21 protein-coding genes and 1 pseudogene are annotated in these 23,419 nt (G+C 28.2%); 21 read left to right on the top strand and 1 reads right to left on the bottom strand.

Going from position 1 to position 23,419, the window contains the following annotated elements:
- Window positions 1–14 precede the first annotated feature (14 nt).
- From murI to BUE91_RS01200, 20 genes and pseudogenes are all read left to right on the top strand, one after another.
- Entirely contained in the window at window positions 15–785 is a 771-nt protein-coding gene (murI, locus tag BUE91_RS01295; RefSeq protein WP_073507692.1) for a glutamate racemase, read from the top strand.
- 1 nt (window position 786) lies between these two features.
- Complete coding sequence (gene ruvA / locus BUE91_RS01290; RefSeq protein WP_073507691.1) at window positions 787–1,389, top strand: Holliday junction branch migration protein RuvA; 603 nt, start codon at window positions 787–789, stop codon at window positions 1,387–1,389.
- An 8-nt stretch (window positions 1,390–1,397) separates the two neighbouring features.
- Complete coding sequence (locus BUE91_RS01285) at window positions 1,398–2,303, top strand: DMT family transporter (RefSeq protein ID WP_073507690.1); 906 nt, start codon at window positions 1,398–1,400, stop codon at window positions 2,301–2,303.
- 10 nt (window positions 2,304–2,313) lie between these two features.
- Window positions 2,314–5,130 carry an excinuclease ABC subunit UvrA gene (uvrA, locus tag BUE91_RS01280; protein WP_073507689.1) on the top strand — a complete coding sequence of 939 codons (2,817 nt, stop codon included), beginning with the start codon at window positions 2,314–2,316 and terminating at the stop codon, window positions 5,128–5,130.
- Between the two features lie 8 nt (window positions 5,131–5,138).
- On the top strand, window positions 5,139–6,281 hold the full coding sequence (locus BUE91_RS01275) for a pyridoxal phosphate-dependent aminotransferase (RefSeq protein WP_073507688.1): 1,143 nt from the start codon (window positions 5,139–5,141) through the stop codon (window positions 6,279–6,281).
- Complete coding sequence (gene rlmD, locus BUE91_RS01270) at window positions 6,278–7,951, top strand: 23S rRNA (uracil(1939)-C(5))-methyltransferase RlmD (protein ID WP_073507687.1); 1,674 nt, start codon at window positions 6,278–6,280, stop codon at window positions 7,949–7,951. The genes BUE91_RS01275 and rlmD overlap by 4 nt, the downstream gene beginning before the upstream one ends.
- A gap of 53 nt (window positions 7,952–8,004) precedes the next feature.
- Complete coding sequence (locus BUE91_RS01265; protein WP_083573710.1) at window positions 8,005–9,435, top strand: Eco57I restriction-modification methylase domain-containing protein; 1,431 nt, start codon at window positions 8,005–8,007, stop codon at window positions 9,433–9,435.
- A gap of 14 nt (window positions 9,436–9,449) precedes the next feature.
- Window positions 9,450–11,735 carry an ATP-binding protein gene (locus BUE91_RS01260; protein ID WP_073507685.1) on the top strand — a complete coding sequence of 762 codons (2,286 nt, stop codon included), beginning with the start codon at window positions 9,450–9,452 and terminating at the stop codon, window positions 11,733–11,735.
- Window positions 11,736–11,750: 15 nt separating this feature from the next.
- Window positions 11,751–12,368, top strand: a complete 618-nt coding sequence (locus tag BUE91_RS01255; protein ID WP_073507684.1) for a chemotaxis protein — start codon at window positions 11,751–11,753, stop codon at window positions 12,366–12,368.
- Between the two features lie 5 nt (window positions 12,369–12,373).
- Window positions 12,374–12,955 (top strand): HNH endonuclease, encoded by a 582-nt coding sequence (locus BUE91_RS01250; RefSeq protein WP_073507683.1) that lies wholly within the window; start codon window positions 12,374–12,376, stop codon window positions 12,953–12,955.
- A gap of 302 nt (window positions 12,956–13,257) precedes the next feature.
- On the top strand, window positions 13,258–13,542 hold the full coding sequence (locus BUE91_RS01245) for a CD1845 family protein (protein WP_073507682.1): 285 nt from the start codon (window positions 13,258–13,260) through the stop codon (window positions 13,540–13,542).
- An 88-nt stretch (window positions 13,543–13,630) separates the two neighbouring features.
- On the top strand, window positions 13,631–14,377 hold the full coding sequence (locus tag BUE91_RS01240; RefSeq protein WP_219335341.1) for a replication initiator protein A: 747 nt from the start codon (window positions 13,631–13,633) through the stop codon (window positions 14,375–14,377).
- A 15-nt stretch (window positions 14,378–14,392) separates the two neighbouring features.
- On the top strand, window positions 14,393–15,244 hold the full coding sequence (locus BUE91_RS01235; protein ID WP_073507681.1) for an ATP-binding protein: 852 nt from the start codon (window positions 14,393–14,395) through the stop codon (window positions 15,242–15,244).
- Window positions 15,241–15,330: pseudogene (locus BUE91_RS07665) on the top strand (PcfB family protein); the annotation flags it as partial. The gene BUE91_RS01235 and the pseudogene BUE91_RS07665, both read left to right, overlap by 4 nt.
- Before the next feature lie 412 nt (window positions 15,331–15,742).
- Window positions 15,743–15,988: a hypothetical protein gene (locus tag BUE91_RS01230; RefSeq protein WP_244889863.1), complete on the top strand. Its 246-nt coding sequence runs from the start codon at window positions 15,743–15,745 to the stop codon at window positions 15,986–15,988.
- Window positions 15,989–16,150: 162 nt separating this feature from the next.
- Window positions 16,151–17,218, top strand: coding sequence for an ATP-binding protein (locus BUE91_RS01225; RefSeq protein WP_073507680.1), 1,068 nt, complete (start codon window positions 16,151–16,153; stop codon window positions 17,216–17,218).
- Window positions 17,211–19,445 carry a S8 family peptidase gene (locus BUE91_RS01220; RefSeq protein WP_073507679.1) on the top strand — a complete coding sequence of 745 codons (2,235 nt, stop codon included), beginning with the start codon at window positions 17,211–17,213 and terminating at the stop codon, window positions 19,443–19,445. The genes BUE91_RS01225 and BUE91_RS01220 overlap by 8 nt, the downstream gene beginning before the upstream one ends.
- Window positions 19,446–20,010: 565 nt before the next feature.
- Window positions 20,011–20,274, top strand: a complete 264-nt coding sequence (locus BUE91_RS07255; RefSeq protein WP_219335340.1) for a DUF1016 N-terminal domain-containing protein — start codon at window positions 20,011–20,013, stop codon at window positions 20,272–20,274.
- Between the two features lie 141 nt (window positions 20,275–20,415).
- Window positions 20,416–21,033, top strand: a complete 618-nt coding sequence (locus tag BUE91_RS07250) for a PDDEXK nuclease domain-containing protein (protein ID WP_219335339.1) — start codon at window positions 20,416–20,418, stop codon at window positions 21,031–21,033.
- A gap of 400 nt (window positions 21,034–21,433) precedes the next feature.
- A complete protein-coding gene (locus BUE91_RS01200; RefSeq protein ID WP_073507678.1) occupies window positions 21,434–21,925 on the top strand; it encodes a methylated-DNA--[protein]-cysteine S-methyltransferase in 492 nt (163 codons plus the stop codon).
- Window positions 21,926–21,961: 36 nt separating this feature from the next.
- Here BUE91_RS01200 and BUE91_RS01195 read toward each other — a convergent pair whose 3' ends face one another.
- On the bottom strand, window positions 21,962–22,942 hold the full coding sequence (locus BUE91_RS01195; protein WP_066900572.1) for a LacI family DNA-binding transcriptional regulator: 981 nt from the start codon (window positions 22,940–22,942) through the stop codon (window positions 21,962–21,964).
- A gap of 126 nt (window positions 22,943–23,068) precedes the next feature.
- Here BUE91_RS01195 and BUE91_RS01190 point away from each other — a divergent pair.
- On the top strand, window positions 23,069–23,419 hold a 351-nt coding region (locus BUE91_RS01190; RefSeq protein WP_066900570.1), incomplete at its 3' end, for a GNAT family N-acetyltransferase.

The raw sequence follows: 23,419 nt of genomic DNA, 5'->3' as shown, positions 1-23,419 counted from the left end.
GAATGGTGACAAATATGTCTATAGGAATTTTTGACTCTGGTATGGGAGGAGTAACTGTATTAAATGAAATTAGAAAACAATATCCTAATATTAATATTCATTTTTTTGGAGATACAGCTAGATTGCCATATGGAGAAAAAAGTAAAGATGAGATAATTAAATACTCAAGTGAAATAGTTGAGTTTTTATTAACCAAAAAAGTTGAGTTGATTGTTGTTGCTTGTAATACTGCAACATCACTTGCACTTGATGAAATAAAAGAAAAATATGATGTTAATATTATTGGAGTAATTGAGGCAGGAGTAGAGGGTGCGATAAATAATAAAAGTAAAAACATAGGTTTGATTGCAACTACGGCAACAGTAAATTCTAAAAAATATACACAAAATTTAAATAATATTAATTCAAGTATAAAGGTGATAGATAAATCTTGCCCTTTATTAGTACCTGCAATAGAAAATGGAAATATTAAAGGGAAAGATATAGATGAGTTAATAAATAAATATATTGATAATATGAGTAAAGAAATTGACAGCCTTATACTTGGATGTACGCATTATTCTATTTTAAAAGAATCAATAAAATCACTTTATTCTAATATTGATATAATTGATCCATCAATTGAGATTGTAAAAATTATTAATGATAGAGATTTAATAAAACATAAAGAAGAAGATTCTAAAACATTTTTTTATGTTTCAGGAAATAAGATGCAATTTAAGAATAATTTGAAGAATATTTTCTCGATTGAGACCGATAATATTTTTGAAATAAGAGGAGAATAAAATGTATGAGTATTTTGAGGGTATATTAAGCGTAAAAAATCTTAATTATGTTGTTATAGATATTAATGGAGTAGGTTATAAGATATATACATCTATAAAAACTTATGATAAGCTTAATTCAATTGGAGAAAAAGATAAGTTATACATACATACTATAGTTAAAGAAGATGATATTTCATTTTTTGGGTTTAAAAGTGAACTTGAAAGAAGTATTTTTCTTGAATGCATTGCAATAAATGGTATAGGAGCTAAAAAAGCAATTGCAATATTATCTAATTTTGAGTTTGAAGAATTAGCTGCTATAGCTTCTTCAAAAAATTTTAAAGAACTTGCAAAAGTTCCAGGTATAGGAATGAAAAAAGCAGAAAAAATAATGGTAGATCTTTCTGATAAGCTAGAAGGGTTAAAAATAACAAGCAATGCTTCTAGCAAAGATATGATAGAATTATATAATAAGAAAGAAAATTTAAGATTAGCATTAGAATCTTTAGGTTATGAAAGAATTAATGTAAGTCAAATTATGGAAGATGAAAAGATTAGAGAACTAAATATGCAAGAATTAATTAAACTTGCATTATTTAATATAAACAAAAAGAAAAAGTAGGTGAAAAAATGAATTTATCATGGCTTCTTATTATTTTAGGAGCGATAATGTGGGGGATAGATGGAGTATTATTAACACCACGTTATTTTAAATATGGTTTATATAATGTTGTTTTAATAGTATTCATAGCTCATCTTTTACCCTTTTTATTTATGTTAATTACTAAGAGAGAATATATAAAGGAAATAAAGAAAGTAAATTTATCTGATAAATTATATTTCTTATTAATAGCATTGTTTGGAGGAACTATAGGCACTTTATCTATTGTAAAAGCATTACAATTAAGTGAATTTAATCCATATAGCTTAGTCATATTAATACAAAAATCACAACCTGTATTTGCAATATTATCAGCCTATTTTATATTAAAAGAAAAAATTACACATAAATTTAAGATAGTATTTATAATTTCTATTATCTCATTACATTTTTTAACTTTTGGACTAAACAGTCCATTCGATATAGAGATTAAATCTGTATACTCTGCGATTTATTCGTTAATTGCTGCAATTTCTTTTGGTTTATCAACAACTTTTAGTAGAAAGGTTGCTATGAAGTATAACGCTAACTTATCTACATTTATAAGATTTATGTTTACAACAATAATAACTTTTTTACTATTATTGTTAAATATAACTCAAACTAAGATTGATATAATATATTTAATTTCAAATAATCAAATAATATTACTAGCTATATTTATTGCGATTTGGGGAGTAATAGCTGCTAATTTTTACTACAAAGGATTGCAAAATACAAAGGCAATATATTCTACTGTTTCTGAATTAGCATTTCCTTTAACATCTGTTTTTATAGATATTTTCATTTTAGGAAATATTTTAGATCCTATTAGAATATTAGCAGGTTTAGTATTATTACTTAGTATATTATATTTAAATATAAATAATGAATAAAGGAGCAAAAATGGAATATATTAAAATAAGAGGTGCTAGGGAACACAACCTTAAAAATATTGATATAGATATACCTAAGAATCAATTTGTTGTAATTACGGGAGTAAGTGGTAGTGGAAAATCATCTCTTGCGTTTGAAACAATATATTCTGAAGGTCAAAGAAGGTATGTTGAAAGTTTATCAGCATATGCAAGACAATTTATAGGTCAAATGAAAAAACCAGAGGTAGATAGTATTGAAGGGTTATCACCAGCAATATCAATAGAACAAAAATCTGTTTCCAAAAATCCAAGATCAACAGTTGGTACAATGACAGAAATATATGATTATATGAGACTTTTATGGGGTAATATTGGTAGTGCACATTGCCCTGTTTGTAAATCTTTGGTTAAAAAACAAAGTATAGAAGAAATTACTAATGAAGTACATTTAAAGTGTAAAGATAAAGATAAATTAATCTTTTTATCTCCTATAATAATAGATAAAAAAGGAAGTTTTAAAAATTTATTTATTAATTTATCAAGACAAGGATATCTAAGAGTAAGAGTAGATGGAACAATACTTGAGCTTGATGATAGCATTGAATTAGATAAAAATAAAAGACATAATATTGAATTAATTACTGATAGAATAGTATTTAAAGAAGAAAATATCTCAAGAATAAATGAGGCTATAGTTAATGCAACAAAATTATCTGAAGGTAATTTAATTGTAAATATAAATGGATTAGACTATAAATACAGTGAAAATTTTGTATGTAGTAATCATCCTGATATATCATTTCCAGAAATCAATCCAAGACTTTTCTCATTTAATGCACCTTATGGAGCTTGTGAGGAATGTAATGGTCTAGGGTCATCTTTAGAAGTTAATATGGATGCCATTTTATTAAATGAAAATATCTCTATTAATGAAGGTGCATTATCTGTTGTTGGAGGTAGTTCACCTACATCTTGGACTTGGAAATTATTTAAATCATTTTTAGAAGGACATAATATTGATGCAGATAAACCTTTTAAAAAATTATCACAAAAAGAAAAAGATCTAATATTTTATGGAAGTGATAAAGAATACCAATTTTCGATTCATACTAAAGATTATGATTATGATGGAATGAAAACTTTTGAGGGACTTATAAATCTTGTTAAAAGAAGACATAAAGAGTCAATGAGTGATTCTAATAGAGAAGAAATTCAAAATAGATATATGATAGAAACTAGTTGCTCTAAATGTAGTGGTAAAAGATTAAATGATATAGTTCTTGCTATTACTATTAATGATAAAAATATTATTGATGTTACAAATATGAGTATAGTTAATTCTTTAAATTTTTTTGAAAATTTAAATTTAACTGAAAAAGAGAAACAAATTGCTGAAGAAATATTAAAAGAGATAAAGAATAGATTATCTTTTTTAATTAATGTTGGACTAGATTATCTTTCATTAGATAGAATGACTAAAACACTTTCTGGTGGTGAATCACAACGTATAAGACTTGCAACTCAAATAGGGTCAAGATTAACAGGAGTAATATATGTTTTAGATGAACCAAGTATAGGACTTCATCAAAGAGATAATGATAAGCTATTGAGTACTTTAAAAGATTTAAAAGATATTGGAAATACATTAATAGTAGTGGAACATGATGAAGATACAATGATAGAATCAGATTATTTAATCGATATAGGACCTAATGCAGGTAAGTTTGGTGGAGAAGTAATATCTTATGGAAAACCTGATGATGTTATTAAAGAAGGAAAGTCGCTTACAGCTAAATATTTAAATAAAGAAATTCAAATAGAAGTACCTAAAAAACTTAGAAAATCAAAAGAATATTTAAAAATCAATGATTGCTATGGTAATAATTTAAAAGGTGTGAATTTAAAAATTCCGTTGGGGATATTTACAGTTGTAACAGGAGTAAGTGGTAGCGGTAAATCGAGTTTAATTAATCAAACTCTTTATCCTATATTACATAACTATTTAAATGAAAAAACAATGTTCCCATTAAAACATGGAAAAGTAGATGGATTAGATAAAGTGAAAAAAGTTATTAATATAGATCAAAGTCCTATAGGTAGAACACCTAGATCAAATACTGCTACTTATACTAAGATATTTGATGATATTAGAGCTATATTTTCAGAAACTAATGATTCAAAAGTTAGAGGATTTGATAAAGGAAGATTTTCATTTAATGTAAAGGGTGGAAGATGTGAAACATGTTCTGGAGCTGGAATTAATAAAATAGAAATGAATTTTTTACCTGATGTATATGTAGAATGTGAAATGTGTAAAGGTAAGCGATATAATAAAGAAACCTTAGAAGTTAAATATAAAGGTAAGAATATTTCAGAAGTATTAGATATGAGTGTTATAGATGCATATGAATTTTTTGAAGCAATACCATCATTAAAAAGAAAGCTTCAAACTTTAATTGATGTAGGAATGGACTATATTACATTAGGACAACCTGCAACAACTCTTTCTGGTGGTGAAGCTCAAAGAATAAAACTTGCTTCTGAATTATCAAAGGTTACAAAAGAAGGAACTATGTATATCTTAGATGAACCTACAACTGGGCTACATTTTGAAGATGTAAGAAAACTTTTAATAGTTTTAGATAGATTAGTTTCAAAAGGAAATAGTGTTGTTGTTATTGAACATAATCTAGATGTTATAAAATGTGCAGATCATATTATAGATATAGGTCTTGAAGGTGGAGATAAAGGTGGATATATTGTAGTTGAGGGGGCACCAGATAAAATTATGAAACATAAAGAATCTTATACAGGAAAATTCTTAAAAAGACATTTAAATAAATAGGAGGATAAATGCATATTAATGAAGTAGTAAGAAATTTACAAATTTCAATTATTAGACAAATTTCAGCAAGAATGCCAGAATTTAAAAATGGAATTAACATGACTATAGGTGAACCTGGGAATGATTTGCCTCATGAGCTAAAAAAATATATGTCAGAGGTTACTTTAAACGAAAAAATAGGATATACAAATACTGGAGGAGCTATAGCATATAGAGAAGCTGTTGCTAAATATTATAATAAACTTTATGGTTCAAATTATACTTGGAAAAATGCTTTAGCTAATGCTGGATCTACTGAAGGGATATCTTCTTTTTTAAGAACTGTATTACAACCTGGTGATGAAGTAATATTACCAACTCCTACATATCCTGGATATGAGCCAAATATATTACTTATGAATGCTAAACCTGTATATATTGATTTAAAACACACTGATTTTGAATTAACAGCTGATATTTTAGAAAAATATATAACACCAAAAACTAAAGTTATAATACTTACTTATCCTAATAATCCAACAGGGACAGTTATGTCTCTAGAAGAAATGGATAAAGTTGCTGAATTGTTAAGAAAGTATGATATATATTTATTAAGTGATGAAATTTATTCAGTTCTTGCATTTGATAAGTATAATTCTTTTGCAAGATATACAGATTTAATAGATAAAATAGTTGTAATAAATGGATTTTCTAAATCTCATTCTATGACAGGATACAGAGTTGCATATACTTTAGCTTCAGAGGAAGTTATAAATAATATGAATAAAGTTGGACAATATACAATGACAGGTGTAAATACAGTAGGTCAATTAGGAGCTATTTACGCTTGTGAACATATACCTACAAGAGAAGATGTAGTAAAAGTTAACAAATCTAAATTAAAGCGTATGATGAATGGTTTAAGAGAAATAGGGTTTAAAGTTATTGAACCAAAAGGAGCATTTTATCTTTTTGTTGACTATACAATGTTTTCTAATAAAAAATCTTTAGATTTTGCATTAGATTTATTAGAAAAAACAGAATTAGGTGTAGTTCCTGGTATATGTTTTAATGTTGAAGGATATTTTAGATTATCTGTTACTCAAAGTGATGAGATAATAGATGAAGCAATTAAAAGATTAAAAAAATATGTTGAGAATGAGTGTAAATGAAAAAAGGTGATATAGTAAATCTTGACATTGTTGGTATAGATTTTCCAGCAAAACCATATGGATATCTAGAAAATGATGATAGAAAATGTTTTGCCAATACTAATGTAGTACCAGGTCAAAAAATTCAAGCTAGAATAGGAAAAATAAAAAATAATAAGATAGAATTAAGGGATATAGTAATATTTGAAAGTTCTGAAAATGTTGCAAAACCTTTTTGTGAAAAATTTAATAGTTGTGGTGGTTGCTCATTTCAATACCTTAGCTATGAAAAGCAAGCAGAGCTTAAAGCTAATTTAGTGTATAAATTAATTGATAATGTTGTAAAAACTAAAGATTATGAAAAACTTCCTATAGTTACTATGGATAAAGATAAAGAATATAGAAATAAAATGGAATTTAGTTTTGGAAATGAGTATAAAGATGGTCCAATAATTTTAGGATTACATAAAAAAAATTCATTTCATGATATAGTTAATGTAAATGAATGTAAATTAATGGATGAAAACTTTAGAAAAATAGCTAAATTTACTAATGATTTTTTTTCTAAGAAAGAAATAAGTTTTTATCATAGATTAACACATATAGGTTTTTTACGTAATTTAGTTATTAGAAAAGGTGAAAAAACAAGGGAGCTTGGAGTGAATATAGTTACTACATCTCAAGCAGAAAACTATGATATTATTAGTGAATATAAGGAAAAGTTACTTAATTTAGATCTTAGTATGGAATTAAAATCAATTATTCATACTATTAATGATAATAAATCTGATACAGTAAAAGCTGATAAAGAGATAATATTATACGGTAAAAGAGATATTACTGAAAAATTATTTGACTTAAATTTTAAGATTAGCCCTTATTCATTCTTTCAAACTAACTCATTTGGAGTTGAAAAACTATATCAAGAAGTAATAAATAATTTATTATTAATAACCAATAAATTTAATGAAAAACCAATAGTATTTGATTTATTTAGCGGTACAGGTACCATAGGTCAAATTGTATCTAAATATTCAAAGGAAGTTTACGGAATAGAATTAATAGAAGAAGCTGTTATTAAAGCAAATGAGAATGCTTTAAAAAATGGAATAACAAATGCAAAATTTATAGATGGAGATGTATTTGAAAAATTAAGGGAATTTGATAAAGAAAATATTAAACCAGATATATTAATACTAGATCCTCCAAGAAGTGGTGTTGGAGAAAAAACTATAGTTAAATTATTAGAATATGAAGTTAAGCATATTATTTATGTTTCATGTAATCCCAAAACTCTTGCTGAAGATTTAAAGATTTTTGAAGATAATTCATATATATTAAAAAGAGTAGTGTGTGTAGATATGTTTGGTTATACACCACATGTGGAGACGGTAGCACTATTGTCCAAACTTGATGTCGATAAGCATATAGATGTTGAAATTAAGCTGGACGAGCTTGATTTGACAAGTGCTGAAAGTAAAGCAACCTATGCACAAATCAAGGAATATATATTAGAAAAATTTGATTTAAAGGTTTCGACACTCTATATTGCTCAGATTAAAAAGAAATGTGGTATTGAATTAAGGGAGCATTATAATAAATCAAAAAAAGAGAAACAAGTTATTCCACAATGCACACCGGAAAAAGAGGAAGCTATCATGGATGCGTTAAGACATTTTAAAATGATTTAGTAGAAAAGGTACTAATTCAAGTTAAAAACTATATGGTAAAGGAGAGTGAATATATGGAAAGTATTAATATTGAATGTCAAGTATTTACTCCTCACAATATTGTCGTTGAGATATTAAATCAAGTTGGATATATAGAAAAGCTATATGGGAAAAAGGTTCTAGAAAATTCTTGTGGTGATGGAGCTTTTCTTGTTGAAATTGTTGATAGATATATTGTAGACTGCTTAAAACAAAATTTTTCTAAAGATCGGATAATCTATGGGTTGGAAAATGATATATATGGAAATGAAATAGATGAGAAGCACAAAGTGAATTGTATAGATAATTTAAATAAAATCGCGCAAAAATATAATATTGATTGTGTTAAATGGAATATCGTACAGAATGATTTCTTAAAAAGTTCTATTAGCGAAAAATTCGATTTTATTATAGGAAATCCTCCGTATATAACATATTCAGATTTAAATAAAACTACAAGATCTTTCATTAAAAAGAATTTTATAGTGTGTTCAGATGGGAAACCAGACTATTATTATGCTTTTATTGAAATGTCTATAAAAGTATTAGCCGATGATGGTAAATTAGCTTATCTGATTCCTAACAACATTTTTAAGAATAGATTTGCAGATAGATTGCGTATCTTTATGTTACCTCATTTGTCAGTAATAATTGATTATACAACAGAAAAACTCTTTGAAAATAAATTAATTTCTTCTGCTATTATTATTTGTAATGGCACACAGAACAATAACGATATTCAATATGTAGATAAGGTGAAAAAACGAGAAATAACATTGCATAAAAATAGTTTAACAAATAAGTGGATTTTTAGAAAAAAAGAAGTTGTTAAAGAAAATAAAAAAAGAAAATTTGGTGATGATTTTAATGCAATGTGTTCGATTGCTACGTTATTAAATGAAGTGTTTATAATAAAAAATTATGAAGAATATAATGAACATATATTGGTTAATGGGTATAAAATTGAAAAATCAGTATTAAGGGAAGCCGTTAGTCCAAGGTCATTGCAGTATGCCCGAAAAGAATTTTTGATTTTTCCATACTCATATGGAGAAAATAATAGTATATTGCGCTTTGAAGAATCAGAGTTTATACAACAATTTCCAGGAGTGTGCAGCTATTTAAAATCCTTTAGTAAAAGATTAAATAAGCGTGATAAAGATAAAAATGCAAAATGGTTCGAGTTTGGAAGATCACAAGCATTAAGTCATCTTAATCAAGAAAAATTATTGTTATCTACTTTGATAACAGAAGAAGTTAAAATACATCACATTACTAAAAACCAAGTACCTTATTCAGGGATATGTATATATCAAAAAGGAGATCTGTCATTAGAAATTGCAGAAAAGATTTTGAAAAGTGATGAATTTTTAAATTATGTTTATGATATAGGTATTAATGCTAGTGGAACAACAATGAGGATTACAGCAAGAGATGTTATGAATTTTGAATATACTTTGGATTAGGAAAGGAAATTACCATGGCGAAGATATCATTCAATGTAGATGCTTATACAGCTCGTTTAATAGGACGAGAAAATGTATCAAAATTAAACGGTGCCATAATTGAATTAGTTAAAAACACATATGATGCAGATGCTACGATTTGTGTCTTATATTATGAAAAAACAACTAATTCGCTATATATCGCAGACAATGGCTGCGGTATGACAAAGGATGTCATTATAAAACATTGGATGACTATTGGAAGATCGACAAAAAAGAAACAATTTATTAGTAAATCAGGTCGAGTACAAACTGGTGCAAAAGGAATTGGAAGGTTTGCTTTAGACAGGATATCTGATACATGTGAAATGTTTACTGCTTCTGCGGAAGGAAAGTTAATTTGGAAGGTTGATTGGGAAGATTTTTCAAAGAGTGATAATATTACAGATGTAACAGCAGATTTATATGAACCAACTGTATCAATAGATGGGTTTCTTAATGAAGTTATTAATTACGAAGTAAAAAATATAATATTAAATAACTTAAAAAGCACGGGAACTATTTTTAGGTTAACTTCTTTAAGAGACTCATGGAATGATAATGTTATAAAAAAAATCAAGGACGATTTAATAACATTAATACCATATGAAATGAAAAGTGAATTTCAAGTATATTTTTTTGATGAACAAAACTCTAGTGAAGATGCTGAGGTATTAGATGTTGCGAATGCTTTTTCTTATGATTATAAAATTAAATTTAATGTTCTGACAGATGGAAAAACTTATATTGAGATACATAGAAATGAATTTGACTTTGGTGATAGATTTGATGAAATAATTACACAAGCTGAATTTACTTCAGAAGATGAGCAGTATTTTAAAGGCAAATATATTTGTATAGAAACGGACTTTGCACATATGCTACCAAAACGTGGGGAGCAGTTAAAAAATACAATAGGTGAATTTTCCGGAGTTTTGTATTTTGAAAAAGTGACTTATTCAAAAACAGATGCTGAAAAATATTTCTATAAATTGTCAAATAATCGTAATAATAAGAGGGATATTTTTGGGGGAATTAAAATATATAGAGATAGTTTTAGAGTGAGACCTTACGGAGAACCAAAAACATCTGATTATGACTGGCTACTGTTGGCTGGTAGAAAAAACAAATCTCCTGCTGCGCCTTCTCATCAAACAGGTGCGTGGAGGGTTAATACTGATCAAATAATTGGATCAATTTTTATTTCGCGTATGAATATTACATTACCAGATCAATCTAACAGAGAAGGTATTGTAGAAACAAAGGAATTTGTATTGTTAAAAGAATTTTTAATTAATGTGATTCAGGAATTTGAAAAAGATAGACAATATGTTTTTCGTAAGTTAGATGCTCGCTATGATAGAATAATGGAAGCTGCAAGGATACAAGCTGAAATTAATAAGAAGGCAGAAGAAGCAAAAGCAGCTAGAGAAGATAAGAAATTTTTAGGTGATAGCAGTGAACGCAATCAAAAATCAGGATCTGCTAAAAGTTTTATAGATCCAGAAGAAGCTAAAACTGTTTTAGATCATAAAGATACAGTTATTAAAAACTTAGAAGATGAGAATAGATTGCTAAGAACATTAGCTACAACTGGTATAGTTACTAACACTTATGTCCACGAAATTAAAGATATAACTCATAAGCTAAGCAGAAAGATTGTTATGGCTAAAGAAGCTTTGGAATTAGATAGTAATTTGCAAGCTGGGTTAAAATATGTAAATGAAGCCAATGTAATGAGAGAATCATTAAATTCATGGTTCAAGGTAACAATAGGTTCTGTAACACGTGATAAAAGAACTATGAAAAAAACAGATTTAAATCTTCTGATATCACAGACTGTAAAGTCATGGAAAGAAACACTTAAAAACGTTTCAATAGATTTAGAATTTCAAGGATCGGAAATACAATTAACATGTTTTCCTTATGATATTGAAAGCCTCTTTAGTAATCTGATTGCTAATAGTGTTAGTTCTTTTGAATCCTGTTTTTCAGATAATAAGAGTATAAAAATTGTAGTATCTGACTTAGAAAAAGAAATTATTATCAAATACAGCGATTCTGGACGAGGGTTATCTCTTGCCTATAAAAATAATCCAAGGAAAATATTAGAACCTATGGAAAGTGATAGAAGAAATGAAATGGGAGAAACTATTGGCACTGGTATGGGGATGTGGATTATAAATAGAACTGTTGCTGACTATAATGGAAGTATAGATTTATCCGATAATACGAAACATACTTCTGGATTCTATGCCACTATAAAATTAATAAAGAAATAGAAGTGGAGGACTGACATGTATAGAATAGGATTTATTGATGATGATCGAGATTCATATGAGGATTATCGAGTACGTTTAGCAAGAAAAGATATTGAATTACTATATCCAGATGGCATTACTGAAATGCCAGAAATGATAGAGTGGCTTTTATCTAATGGTATTAAGTGTTTTATTATAGACTATAAACTTAATAATAAATTTAAGTTTTTGGGGACTGAATTAATTGCTTACATAAATGCTAAAGTCCCTGATTTACCATGCTTAATATTAACTAATTACCCTGAAGAATCAATACGTGAAAATTTAGTAATTATAAATTTGATTGAAGATAGAAATGTTTTAGCCGCAGATGATATAGAAGAATTTGTAAGAAAAATCAAACAGGCTGTTGATGTTTTTGAAAATAGGCTACATAAATATCATATCGATTATAAGGAACTGCTCAAGGCAAAGAAAAATGGATCTATATCAGCAATAGAAGAAGAACAATTTATAGATCTGTATAAATTATTACGTGCATATGGTGAAGTAGATGACTTGCCAATTCAGCTTTTAAGTAGCGAAGTTAATCAGAAAATTGATGAAATACTTGGAAGAGTAAATATTTTGGTAGAGGAAGTTGAAAACAGGTAAAAGTTATGCGAATACATGGAAAAAATGAAATTAGTAGAAGCATTGATGTAAAGCAAGAAAATGACTATAAAAAATATGTTCCTCAATTGAGAGAAGACTTTAAACATATATGCGGTTATTGTGGTAAACCAGAAGAGGTTACAACAAAAGGCTTTGAACCAGACCATTTCGTTCCTGGAAGAATAGATTCAAGTAGAAAACTTGATTATTCAAATTTAGTATATTCTTGTTTCACATGCAATAGAAAAAAACTCGGCAAATGGCCAACAGAAAATAAAGATAAATCCAATGATGGAGAGGTTGGATTTGTAGATCCTGCATTAAAAGAATATGATACGCATTTAGGCAGAGATAAAGAAGGTAGTATTGAATTCTATACAAGTGTCGGGGAATACATGTATAAAAATGCGTTTAGATTTGATATACGACCGATGAAGGAAATATGGAAAATTAGTCAATTAATTAATGCAAAGGAAAATTTATTTGAAATTAAGGATAAACTCACATCAGAGGAATTGATGAAATATTTAGAATTAGATAAGTCTATAGAGGAGTTGAAGAAAATATTATTCGAAAAAAAAGAGTAATCAGGTATGATTGCAGTTTTGACTAGCCATTAAAGCTATGAAATTGATGATGTATCATGATATAAATTTATATAAAAACAAATGTTGATATATTAGTGTATATACGACATGTGGAGACTGTAGTGTTGATACAAAGAGTGAAATCGTGAAAATTCTGCATTTTAAGCAGTTTTACAAGCATTATATCTTTAATGAAGATGGCGATGGAGGACGAAAAAAAGTCCTGAAAAATTATATTGATGTGAATGTTTGCATTGATATGGTGTGTGACAAGAAATGATTTGGAAAGTGAGGAATAAAAAATGATAAGATGGATAATAAAAATAATCTTGTTTCCAATCAGTTTGCTGCTTAGTATCCTCATGGCCTTTCTGACATTCCTGCTCGGTATAGGAACAACTATTCTGTATTTCTTAATGCTGATGTGTATAGTTACTGCAATAGGATCATTTATGCAAAAAGATATATCACTTGGTATTGAGGCATTGGTATTAGGATTTTTGTTAAGTCCTTATGGAATACCGATGATTGGAGCAACCGTTATAGCATTCCTTCTGGGAATCAATGAAGCGATAAAATCAATCTAAAAAAATTTCATAAAAATAGTTACCAAAGGCGATAGAGAAAAAACTATCGTCTTTTTCTTTGCAAATTTTTAAGGAGGAAGGTGAAGCGATGGACTTTGATTATTTCTATAACAGAGAAGCAGAGCGATTTAACTTTCTGAAAGTGCCTGAAATATTGGTAGATGGAGAAGAATTTAAGGGATTATCGGCAGAAGTAATTATCCTATACTCCATGCTTTTGAAACGCACAGGAATGTCATTTAAGAATAACTGGATAGACAAAGAAGGCAGAGTATTTATCTATTTTACTGTCAAAGAAATTATGAGAAGAAGAAATATCTCAAAGCCGACAGCCATAAAAACATTAGATGAACTCGATATGAAAAAAGGAATCGGACTGATTGAAAGAGTAAGGCTTGGACTTGGTAAGCCGAACATCATTTATGTCAAAGATTTTATGAGCGTATTTCAGGTTAAAGAAAATGACTTTCAGAAGTCAAGAAACTTAACTTCTGAAGTAAAAGATTTTAACCTCAGAAGTAAAGAAAATGAACTTCAGGAAGTTAAAAATGTTGACTCTAACTATATAGATAATAATAAGAGCAAGTATAGTAAGAGAGAATATAGTTTTAGCGAAAACGGGCTTGGAACATTTCAAAACGTATTTTTAACGGCAGAAGATATATCCGATTTACAAATCATACTAAACTCACAGCTTGAAAATTACATTGAACGCTTATCCGCATATATCAAGAGTACCGGAAAGACATATAAAGACCATAAAGCAACAATCCTTTCTTGGTTCTATAAAGATCAAGGAGGAAGAAAAGAAGCGAAAACAATGGGAAGAATATGATAAAGGAGAACACCTATGATAAAAGAATTAGAAAAAATAATGATAGAGGATGTAGAGTATGCTTATGATCCTGAAAAAGAGTATATAAAAGACGGACACGCCTATTGTAAAGTATGCCACGAACAAAAAGATGGAAAGCCGATCCCAATGTTGAATAAGCCGATGATTTTCAAAATGGCTTGTAAATGCGATAGAGATAGAGTGGCAAAAGAAGAAGAAAGAGCAAAGCAGATGGAAATAGAACGATTAAAAAAGAACTGTTTTAACTCCATTATCCAGTGGGCATATACCTTTGAAAATTATCAGATAGAAGAAAATCAAAGCTTTATCATCGCTAAAAACTTTGTAAAAGACTATGAGGAGATGAAAAAAGAAAATATCGGATTGCTATTTTACGGCTCGATTGGAAGCGGTAAGACCTATCTTGCCTGCTATATTTCAAATAGTCTTATTGAACAGTATCAAATAAGTGTTAAGATAAGAAATTTTGCACAGATATTGTGTGAACTGCAAAAGGGAAGCTTTGATTTTGACAAAAACGCATATATTGAATCTCTTGTAAATACTTCTGTTCTGATTTTTGATGACTTGGGAATAGAAAGAGATACAAGCTATGCCAAAGAGCAGGTATATAACATTGTGAATAACAGGTACTTAAAACAGAAACCGACTATCTTCACTACTAATATTTCCTATGACACAATTCAAAATTGCGAAGATAGCATGGAGTATCAAAGAATCTACTCAAGAATCATAGAGATGTGTATTCCTATAATGGTTGTTGGTGGGGATTTTAGAAAGGTTATTCAAAAGGATAAACTGAATCGTAACAAAGACAGACTACTGAATGGAGGTGAGAGAACTTGATCAATGAAGAAATTGCAAGAAAAACGCTGAACATGGAAGTGAAGGCTATAAGGAAAGTGAAAGTACCCTTGAAAATATCTTTTCTTTAAGCAGACTTTACGGTGATGAAAAGATAGACAGACAGATGAATGAGCTTAGAATAGCTGATGAGGATAGAATATCCTTTATCAAGAGGGACTTTGTAAGTTATGTGGTTGCTTCAAGATTTAAGTTAGATAAAGGAAAATTTTGCAATGCTTGATAGTATTTTCATTATGATTCTTGGTGAAACCGTAGTGGAAAGATTGTTGATGCTACTATTCAGAAAATCAAAGAATTGGAGATTCAAAAAGAAGAACAGACGGACTTTATAATGGAATATCCGAATCCGACTTATGCAGTGATGAGACTCACTTATCTTTCAGAGAGCGAGGAGCAAAGCAACTTCGAGATGTTAGTGGATTTATATAAAGAGAAGAAATTGACAGGACATCTGATGGTATCATAACTGTTTCGCTTATGGAGAAAAATGCAATATTCCAAAGGTCTTCAAGCAGGGAGATTTTGTTAAGCTCTTTGGACAAATATAATGGCAAGGATCATAGCAATAGGATACTTTATTCAAAGCTCTTAAAGGTAAAGGAACAAATGAAAGGACAGGATGAAAAAAAAGAATCTGTACTTGGATCTATCAAAAAATATCAGATGGAAGATAAGCAAAAGCCTAAACAGAGCAAAGAAAAGCCAAAAGAAACAGAAAGATAAGATGATGGTCGGTGTGGTCTTTGGACTGTACCGACTATTTTTTAATTCATGAAGGAACGATAATATAACCTTTGATATAGAAATTTAAACATTTGTCCCATAAATATAGAAATTTGTCCCGATTTGTGGTATAATAATAAAGCAAATAGGAGGTATGGAAATATGAAAAAACAAAATGTTTTAAATTTAATAAAATACCATGTGGAAAGAAATGAAAATTCCTTTAGGAATGAGGCGATAGTAATAGCAAGATATTTTGATAGCATAGGAGATTATCAGTTATCTGAATATATTATGGGGTTAATATCTGAATCAAATTTATATTCACCACAAAGTAGTGATTTTGAAAGTGAGTTTTTAAAACAAGTAGAAATAAGAAATTTAGAGGCTTTAAATTTACCACTTGAAATAACAGAAGATATAAAAGGTATTATTAATGCTGTAAACCATAATGTGGGTATTAATAAATTTTTATTTGAAGGATTACCAGGAAGTGGAAAAACAGAAGCAGCTAAAAATGTTGCAAGATTATTGGATAGATCTCTTTTTAGGGTGGATTTTGAAAACTTGATAGATAGCAAGTTGGGACAGACTAATAAAAACATAATAAAAGTATTTAGAGAAATAAATATGCTTCCAAATGCAAATAAGGTTGTGGTTTTATTTGATGAAATTGATGTTATTGCTTTGGATAGAATTAATTCTAATGATATTAGAGAGATGGGAAGAGTAACATCCACAATTTTAGGAGAATTAGATAGATTGACAGATCTTAATAAAGAGATTGTACTTATTGCAACAACTAATCTATATTCAAATTTTGATAAAGCATTAATTAGGAGATTTGATGCTGTTATTAATTTCAATAGGTATAGTGATGAGGATTTAATAGAAGTTGCTGAATATTATTTTTCTTCATTTATCAAGAATTTTAAAGGAATATCTAAAGATACAAGATTATTTAAAAAAATATTGAAGATAGCAAAGAAAATACCTTATCCTGGAGAATTAAAAAACATTATAAAAACATCACTTGCATTTAGTGATGTTGGTTCTGAGTATAATTATTTGAAAAGATTGTATAATAGTTTTATAGGAAACTTGGATCAAAAGGACATAAGCCAACTTTATGAAGAAGGTTTTACTGTAAGAGAAATAGAAAAATTAAAAGGGGAGTCTAAAAGTGCTGTATCAAGAAAGCTGAAAAAGGAGGAAGTAGATAGTGAATAATGTTTTGGAATTAAAAGGGAAACGTTTTGTACAAGCACGTAGAAATGTTAATGGCGGTGGTATAGCCATGAATGGGAAAAATGATGTTAGCACACAGCATTTGTCAAGGTTAAAATCTCAGTTAAGCCAAATTAAAGAATTTTGGGATAAAGAAACAAAGCCATTTAAAGGAATTTTAATTAGCGTTTATTATAATAAAATTGTTGCGAAAAGTAATCGAATTGCAGGACTTTTTAAAGGGACGGATTCTAATGATGCAATTGTTGGTGCAAAATTTAATTTAGATAAGAGCAAGCATATAATAACATATTTTCTTGATGAAGATGATTTAATTAAAAGCATAGAGTTAATTGTAAATACTTCAAATATATTATTTCAAAAATTTGAAGGAAATATCAGTAAGAGTAAATTTGAAGACAAAAGTATTGTTAATTCAGAAGTTTTTAAAAACCTTTCTTTGAGTATGTCTACATTTAAACAGGTGATTGCAGATGTATCGTATATCGATTCTTTTGGGGTAGAGTCACCTAAGATAGATGTAAAACAGAGTATTATAACTTTGTATGATGTAAGAAAAGATATAAAATTATTATTTGAAAGATTAGGGATAGATATTTTAAGTAGCAGAATTTTAGATAATCAAACTGTTTTCTTAGACGAAAATCAGGTAGAACTACTTTTCGTAAAAGCACCTTATCTTGTTTCAATGTCAACTGTTGATTTGTCAAGTTTATCACCTGATGATTTTATCAATGAGTATCAAACAAAAATTGTAACTATACCATCCCCAACTATTGAACCAACAATTGGGGTGATAGATACCTTATTTGATAAAAGTATTTATTTTAGTGATTGGGTTGAATATCATGATATGGTCTCAGAAGATATACCCAAAAATCCAAAAGATTATAATCATGGGACAGCAGTATCTTCCATTATTGTTGATGGAGCAAGATTAAATCCTTGGCTGGATGATGGCTGTGGAAGGTTTAAGGTTAGGCATTTTGGAGTAGCGGTAGGTACTGAATTTTCTTCATTTTCAATAATAAATAAAATAAAGAGTATTGTAGTAAATAATTCGGATATAAAAGTCTGGAATATTTCACTTGGTAGTAATCAGGAAATTAATGACAACTTTATTTCTGTCGAAGCTGCGACATTAGATAGAATTCAGTTTGAAAATAATGTAATATTTGTTGTGGCAGGAACAAATAAACCAAGTTCAGATATAGTAAAAATAGGCTCTCCAGCAGATTCTGTTAATAGTATAGTTGTAAATTCAGTTAGTAAGAATGGTCTGTCTACTAAATATGCTCGTAAAGGATTAGTATTATCTTTCTTTGCAAAGCCTGATGTGAGCTATTATGGTGGCAGTGAAGAAAAGTATATTAAGGTTTGTGAACCTTTAGGGATTGCGAGTGTTGCTGGTACTTCTTATGCTGCACCTTGGATTGCGAGAAAATTATCTTATTTAATTGATGTGTTAGGACTTAATAGAGAAGTTGCAAAAGCCATGATTATTGATGCTGCAAGAGGTTGGGATGAAAAACCAACTCCTGAGGAAGTTGCTTTATATGGGCATGGAGTTGTACCAATTCATATAAATGATATTATTCAAACAAAAGATGATGAAATAAAATTTGTGGTATCAGATATTAGTGAAAAATGGAATACTTATAACTATGATTTTCCAGTTCCTATAAAGGATAATAAGTATCCATATATTGCAAAGGCTACGATGTGTTATTTTCCATTGTGTGATAGATCTCAAGGTGTTGACTATACAAATACAGAATTGAATTTGCATTTTGGTCGAATAGGCGATGATAAAAAAATCAAGGATATTAAGGGTGATAAACAGAATACAGAAGACACATTAGATGGAGAAAGAAATTATCTTTTGGAAGGTGAAGCCAGAAAGCAGTTTAGAAAATGGGATAATATAAAGTATATCGCAGAGAGTGCTACAAAAAGAATGATACCAAAAGACTCTTATAAAAATAAAAACTGGGGTATGGAAGTAAAGACAAATAACCGATTAGATCCCCAAGATGGCGTAGGAGTTAGGTTTGGTGTTGTTGTAACACTCAAAGAAATGAATGGAGTTAATAGAATTGATGAATTTATCAGAAGTTGTACATTAAATGGTTGGCTAGTAAATGTAATTGATGTTGTTAATAGAGTGGATATTCACCAAAAAGTGAATGAAGAGATTGAGTTTGAATAGATGTTAAATGACGGTATTAAAGGAGGATTAGTAGTAAATGATATTCATAGAAGAGCAATTAAGAAAATATGCAAAACCTTTGAGTGAAACAGAAAATGTATATTGAGATACTGGTAGAAATGTTATATTAGATAGAGGTTAGTTGGTGTTTCTAAAATTAATTATGGTTTTATAAGTGCAAGTTTAAAAAGCAAGACTAAAAAGAATTTTTAGAAGCGATTGAAAACGATATAAAAGAAATTGTTTTAACTTATAACAAGTAAGATAGTGCTAATTTCAGCATGGAAAAAATTCTATAAAAATGCTATAATTTCTTGTAAGGAAAGTAGGGCTAAAGGAATTAAGCATTAAAGATATATTTATGGATAATGCAAAGATTATGTCAAAATTACAGGTTACTATTCAAAAAATAATAAGGGATATATTAGAAATTTAGAATGGATATTATGTAACTTTTGTTGTATCTGAAGGAAAAATACAAATTGTAAATTCAAAGACTTTTATAGAGGATAATATAAAGGGTAGGAAATAAATTACAGATGTCAGATATCGATAGGAGGAACTTATGGATAAGGAAAATACTTCTTTGCAAAATATAGATACAGATAAAAACAATATTCCATTTCAAGAGATTGTTATGATTGTAGAAAATATAAAAGAGCGTGCATACAGAAAAGTTAATGAAGAGTTGACTTTGATGTATCAAAAAGTAGGAAAATACATTAGTGAAAAAACTAAGGAGGCATCTTATGGTTCTGGTTTCGTTGACAATGTAGCTGAATTTTTCTATACTAACTATCCTGAATTAAAGGGATTTAATCGTAGGTGACTTTACAGAATGAAGCAATTCTACAAGTTGTATAGTGGCGATGAAAAAGTGTCACCACTGGTGACACAATTGAGCTGTACTAATCATTTGAAAATAATGTCAGCTTCTAAAAGTTAAGAAGAGAGAAGATTTTATATTGAATTGGCAGTAAAAGAAAGATATTCAAAGCGTGAATTGGAAAGACAGATGGATAGTGGCTATTATGAACGTTATATATTTTCAAATGGTAATAATTTGCCTGCTATACAAAGAGCAAAACAAGAAACACATAATCTATTTATGGATAGATATGTATTGGAATTTCTTGATGCTCACAAGATTGGAAATGAAAGAGAATTTCAGAAATCAATTCTTGAGAATCTGAAGAACTTTATCTTAGAAATTGGAAAAGATTTTTCATTTATAGGTAATGAGTACAGGGTACAGGTCGGAAATCATGATTACTATATAGATTTGTTATTCTATCATAGAGGATTATCTTTCTTGGTTGTTTTTGAACTTAAAATTGAAGAGTTTAAACCAGAATATGTTGGTAAAATGAACTTATACTTGGAGGCACTGGATAGAGAAGTGAAGAAACAAACCGAAAATCCAAGTGTAGGTGTAATCCTTTGTTCATCTAAGGATGATGAGGTAGTAGAATTTGCGTTCCTTTCACCTACAATGGTATCTGAATATAGATTGAAATTGATAGATAAGAGTTTGTTGCAACGAAAATTAAAAGAATATATAGATATTGCGGAAGAAACAAACGAATAAAATTTAATAAATATAATGAGGAAAAGGTGATTAGAGTAAAATCTAACCGCTTTTTTTATTTGAAAAAGAAGAAGGTAAAAATGCGAATCAATGATTTTCATAACATTTTGGAGCTTGTAAAACAGGATATTCTGCATAGTAAAGTAGAATACCTGAAGCTCTTAAATTGTATATTATATTAATAACATATCAATTTTAGAATAGGAAAAATTATTTGAAAATGATATAATAAAAATATATGTACTTAGAATAATTAAAATAATAAGAACGTGTTATATGCAAGTATATTTTTTTGATATAAGGCATCATTTAGAAGTTAATCTGATTAAATTAGTTGATGAAAACACAGTTTATAGATATACTCCTTTTGGGAGTCATAAAATACAAAGAAAGGATATTAATGTTATTAAAAAATTATGTTGATACACCTATTGGGAATTTAATTGTTTTAGCAGACGAGGAATATGTTAGGGGAGTGTGGTTTGATGATCAAAAATATCTAGGATCACATTATAATCTTGATGATGTTGAGGTAGGAGATAATAATTTGATAATAAATGTTAAAAAATGGATAGAAGATTATTTTTTAGGTAAAAATCCACAATTGGATTTATCAATTTTAGGTCCAGAAGTTACAGATTTTAGAAAAAAGGTTATTGATGTTTTACTGTTAGTTCCTTATGGACATACAATTAGTTATAAAGAAATATCAGAAATGATGAGCAAGAAAAAACGTTGTTCTGCAAGAGCTGTTGGTGGAGCTGTAGCTAATAATCCTATTTCAATTTTAATTCCATGTCATAGGGTTGTTGGAAGTGATGGTTCATTGACAGGGTATGCTGGAGGTATTGATAGAAAAATTAAATTATTAGAGCTTGAAAAAAATATTTAAAATTAATAAAGAAGATAAAATATATTTTATCTTCTTTTATTTATTTCTTAATATAAGTTTTGGTTTTATAATTTCTTTTTTCTTAATTTTCTTTTTGTTAATTATATTTAAAATTGATTTGCAACATTTTTTTGATAAAGTCTCTGTATTTTGTTCAATTGATGTCAAATGAAATATCTCTGAAAGTTTTAAGTTATCATATCCACATATTAAAAATTTATTTTCAGGTATATTGTATTTTTTTAAATAATAAAAAAAACCATATGCCATCATATCATTAAAGAAAAAAATTCCATCAGGTGAAGATTTTAAAATACTAGGAGCTAAATTAATTCCTGATTCAAAAGTAAAATCCCCTTTAAATATTAATGAATCATTCAAATTATTTTCCTCTAATGCTTTTTTATATCCAATTAATCTATCTTTAGAACTTTGAGATGTAAATGTACCAGTAACACCAGCTATATTTTTACAACCTTTTTTTATTAAATATTCAGTAGCTAAATATCCACCTATTTTATTATCATAAGAAATTTGAGTAATATTTGAATTTTTCATAATTCTATCGATTATTATAATGGGAACAGGTAAATTTTCTAAATATTTTTCATAATCATAATTATCTAGCATTTCATTAGAAGGACATAAAAGAATACCATCTACTTGATGATTGATATATGATTGAATTAATAATTTCTCATGTTCTGTAGAGTTATTGCTATTTGCAATAAGTAAAAGATAACTTTCTTTGTATAGAATTTCTTCTATATATTTAGATAGAGAAGAAAAAAAAGGATTATTAATATCAGGTATAATTAATCCTATCGTAAAAGTTTTTCTTTGTGCTAAAGAACGTGCTATTATATTTGGTTGATAATTTAATTCATTTGCAATTTTTTTAATTTGTTCTTGTTTTTTTTTTGAAATACGTGTTTTTTTATTATTTAGTACAAGTGACACTGTTGTTTCTGAAACAGAAGCTAATTCTGCTATATCTTTTAGTTTGATTTTTATCAAAATATAACCTCCGAAATGCGAATTATAATCTTTTAAATTATATTCTTTTTAATATAAAAAGTCAAACACTTGACTTTGATAAAAATTGTGGTATACTCAATTTGATTGGAGGTAAAACGCTTTATCATGAAAGAAATTATTAAATTTAATGCATTAAATGCAGAAGATTATTTGAATCTACATGAAAAATGTGGATTTAAAGAATATAAAAAGAAGGATGTCATTACAGCTATTAAAAATCATTTGTTTGATGCTGTCTTATTAATTGAAGAAGAAGTTATTGGAATGATTAGAATAGTAGGTGATAATAAAATTGTTTTTTTCATAAAAGATTTAATGATATTACCTGAACATAGGAATAAAGGATATGGTAGATTATTACTTAATTCTGCACTAGAGTATATATCTAAAAATGCTTGTAAAGGTGCATATATTGGTCTTATGTCTACAGTTAATCATGAAGCATTTTATGAAAAA

Source organism: Streptobacillus notomytis (assembly GCF_001902585.1).
GTDB classification, from domain to species: domain Bacteria; phylum Fusobacteriota; class Fusobacteriia; order Fusobacteriales; family Leptotrichiaceae; genus Streptobacillus; species Streptobacillus notomytis.
Note: the sequence above shows the minus strand (reverse complement) of the source record. Positions and strands in the feature narration are given on the sequence as shown.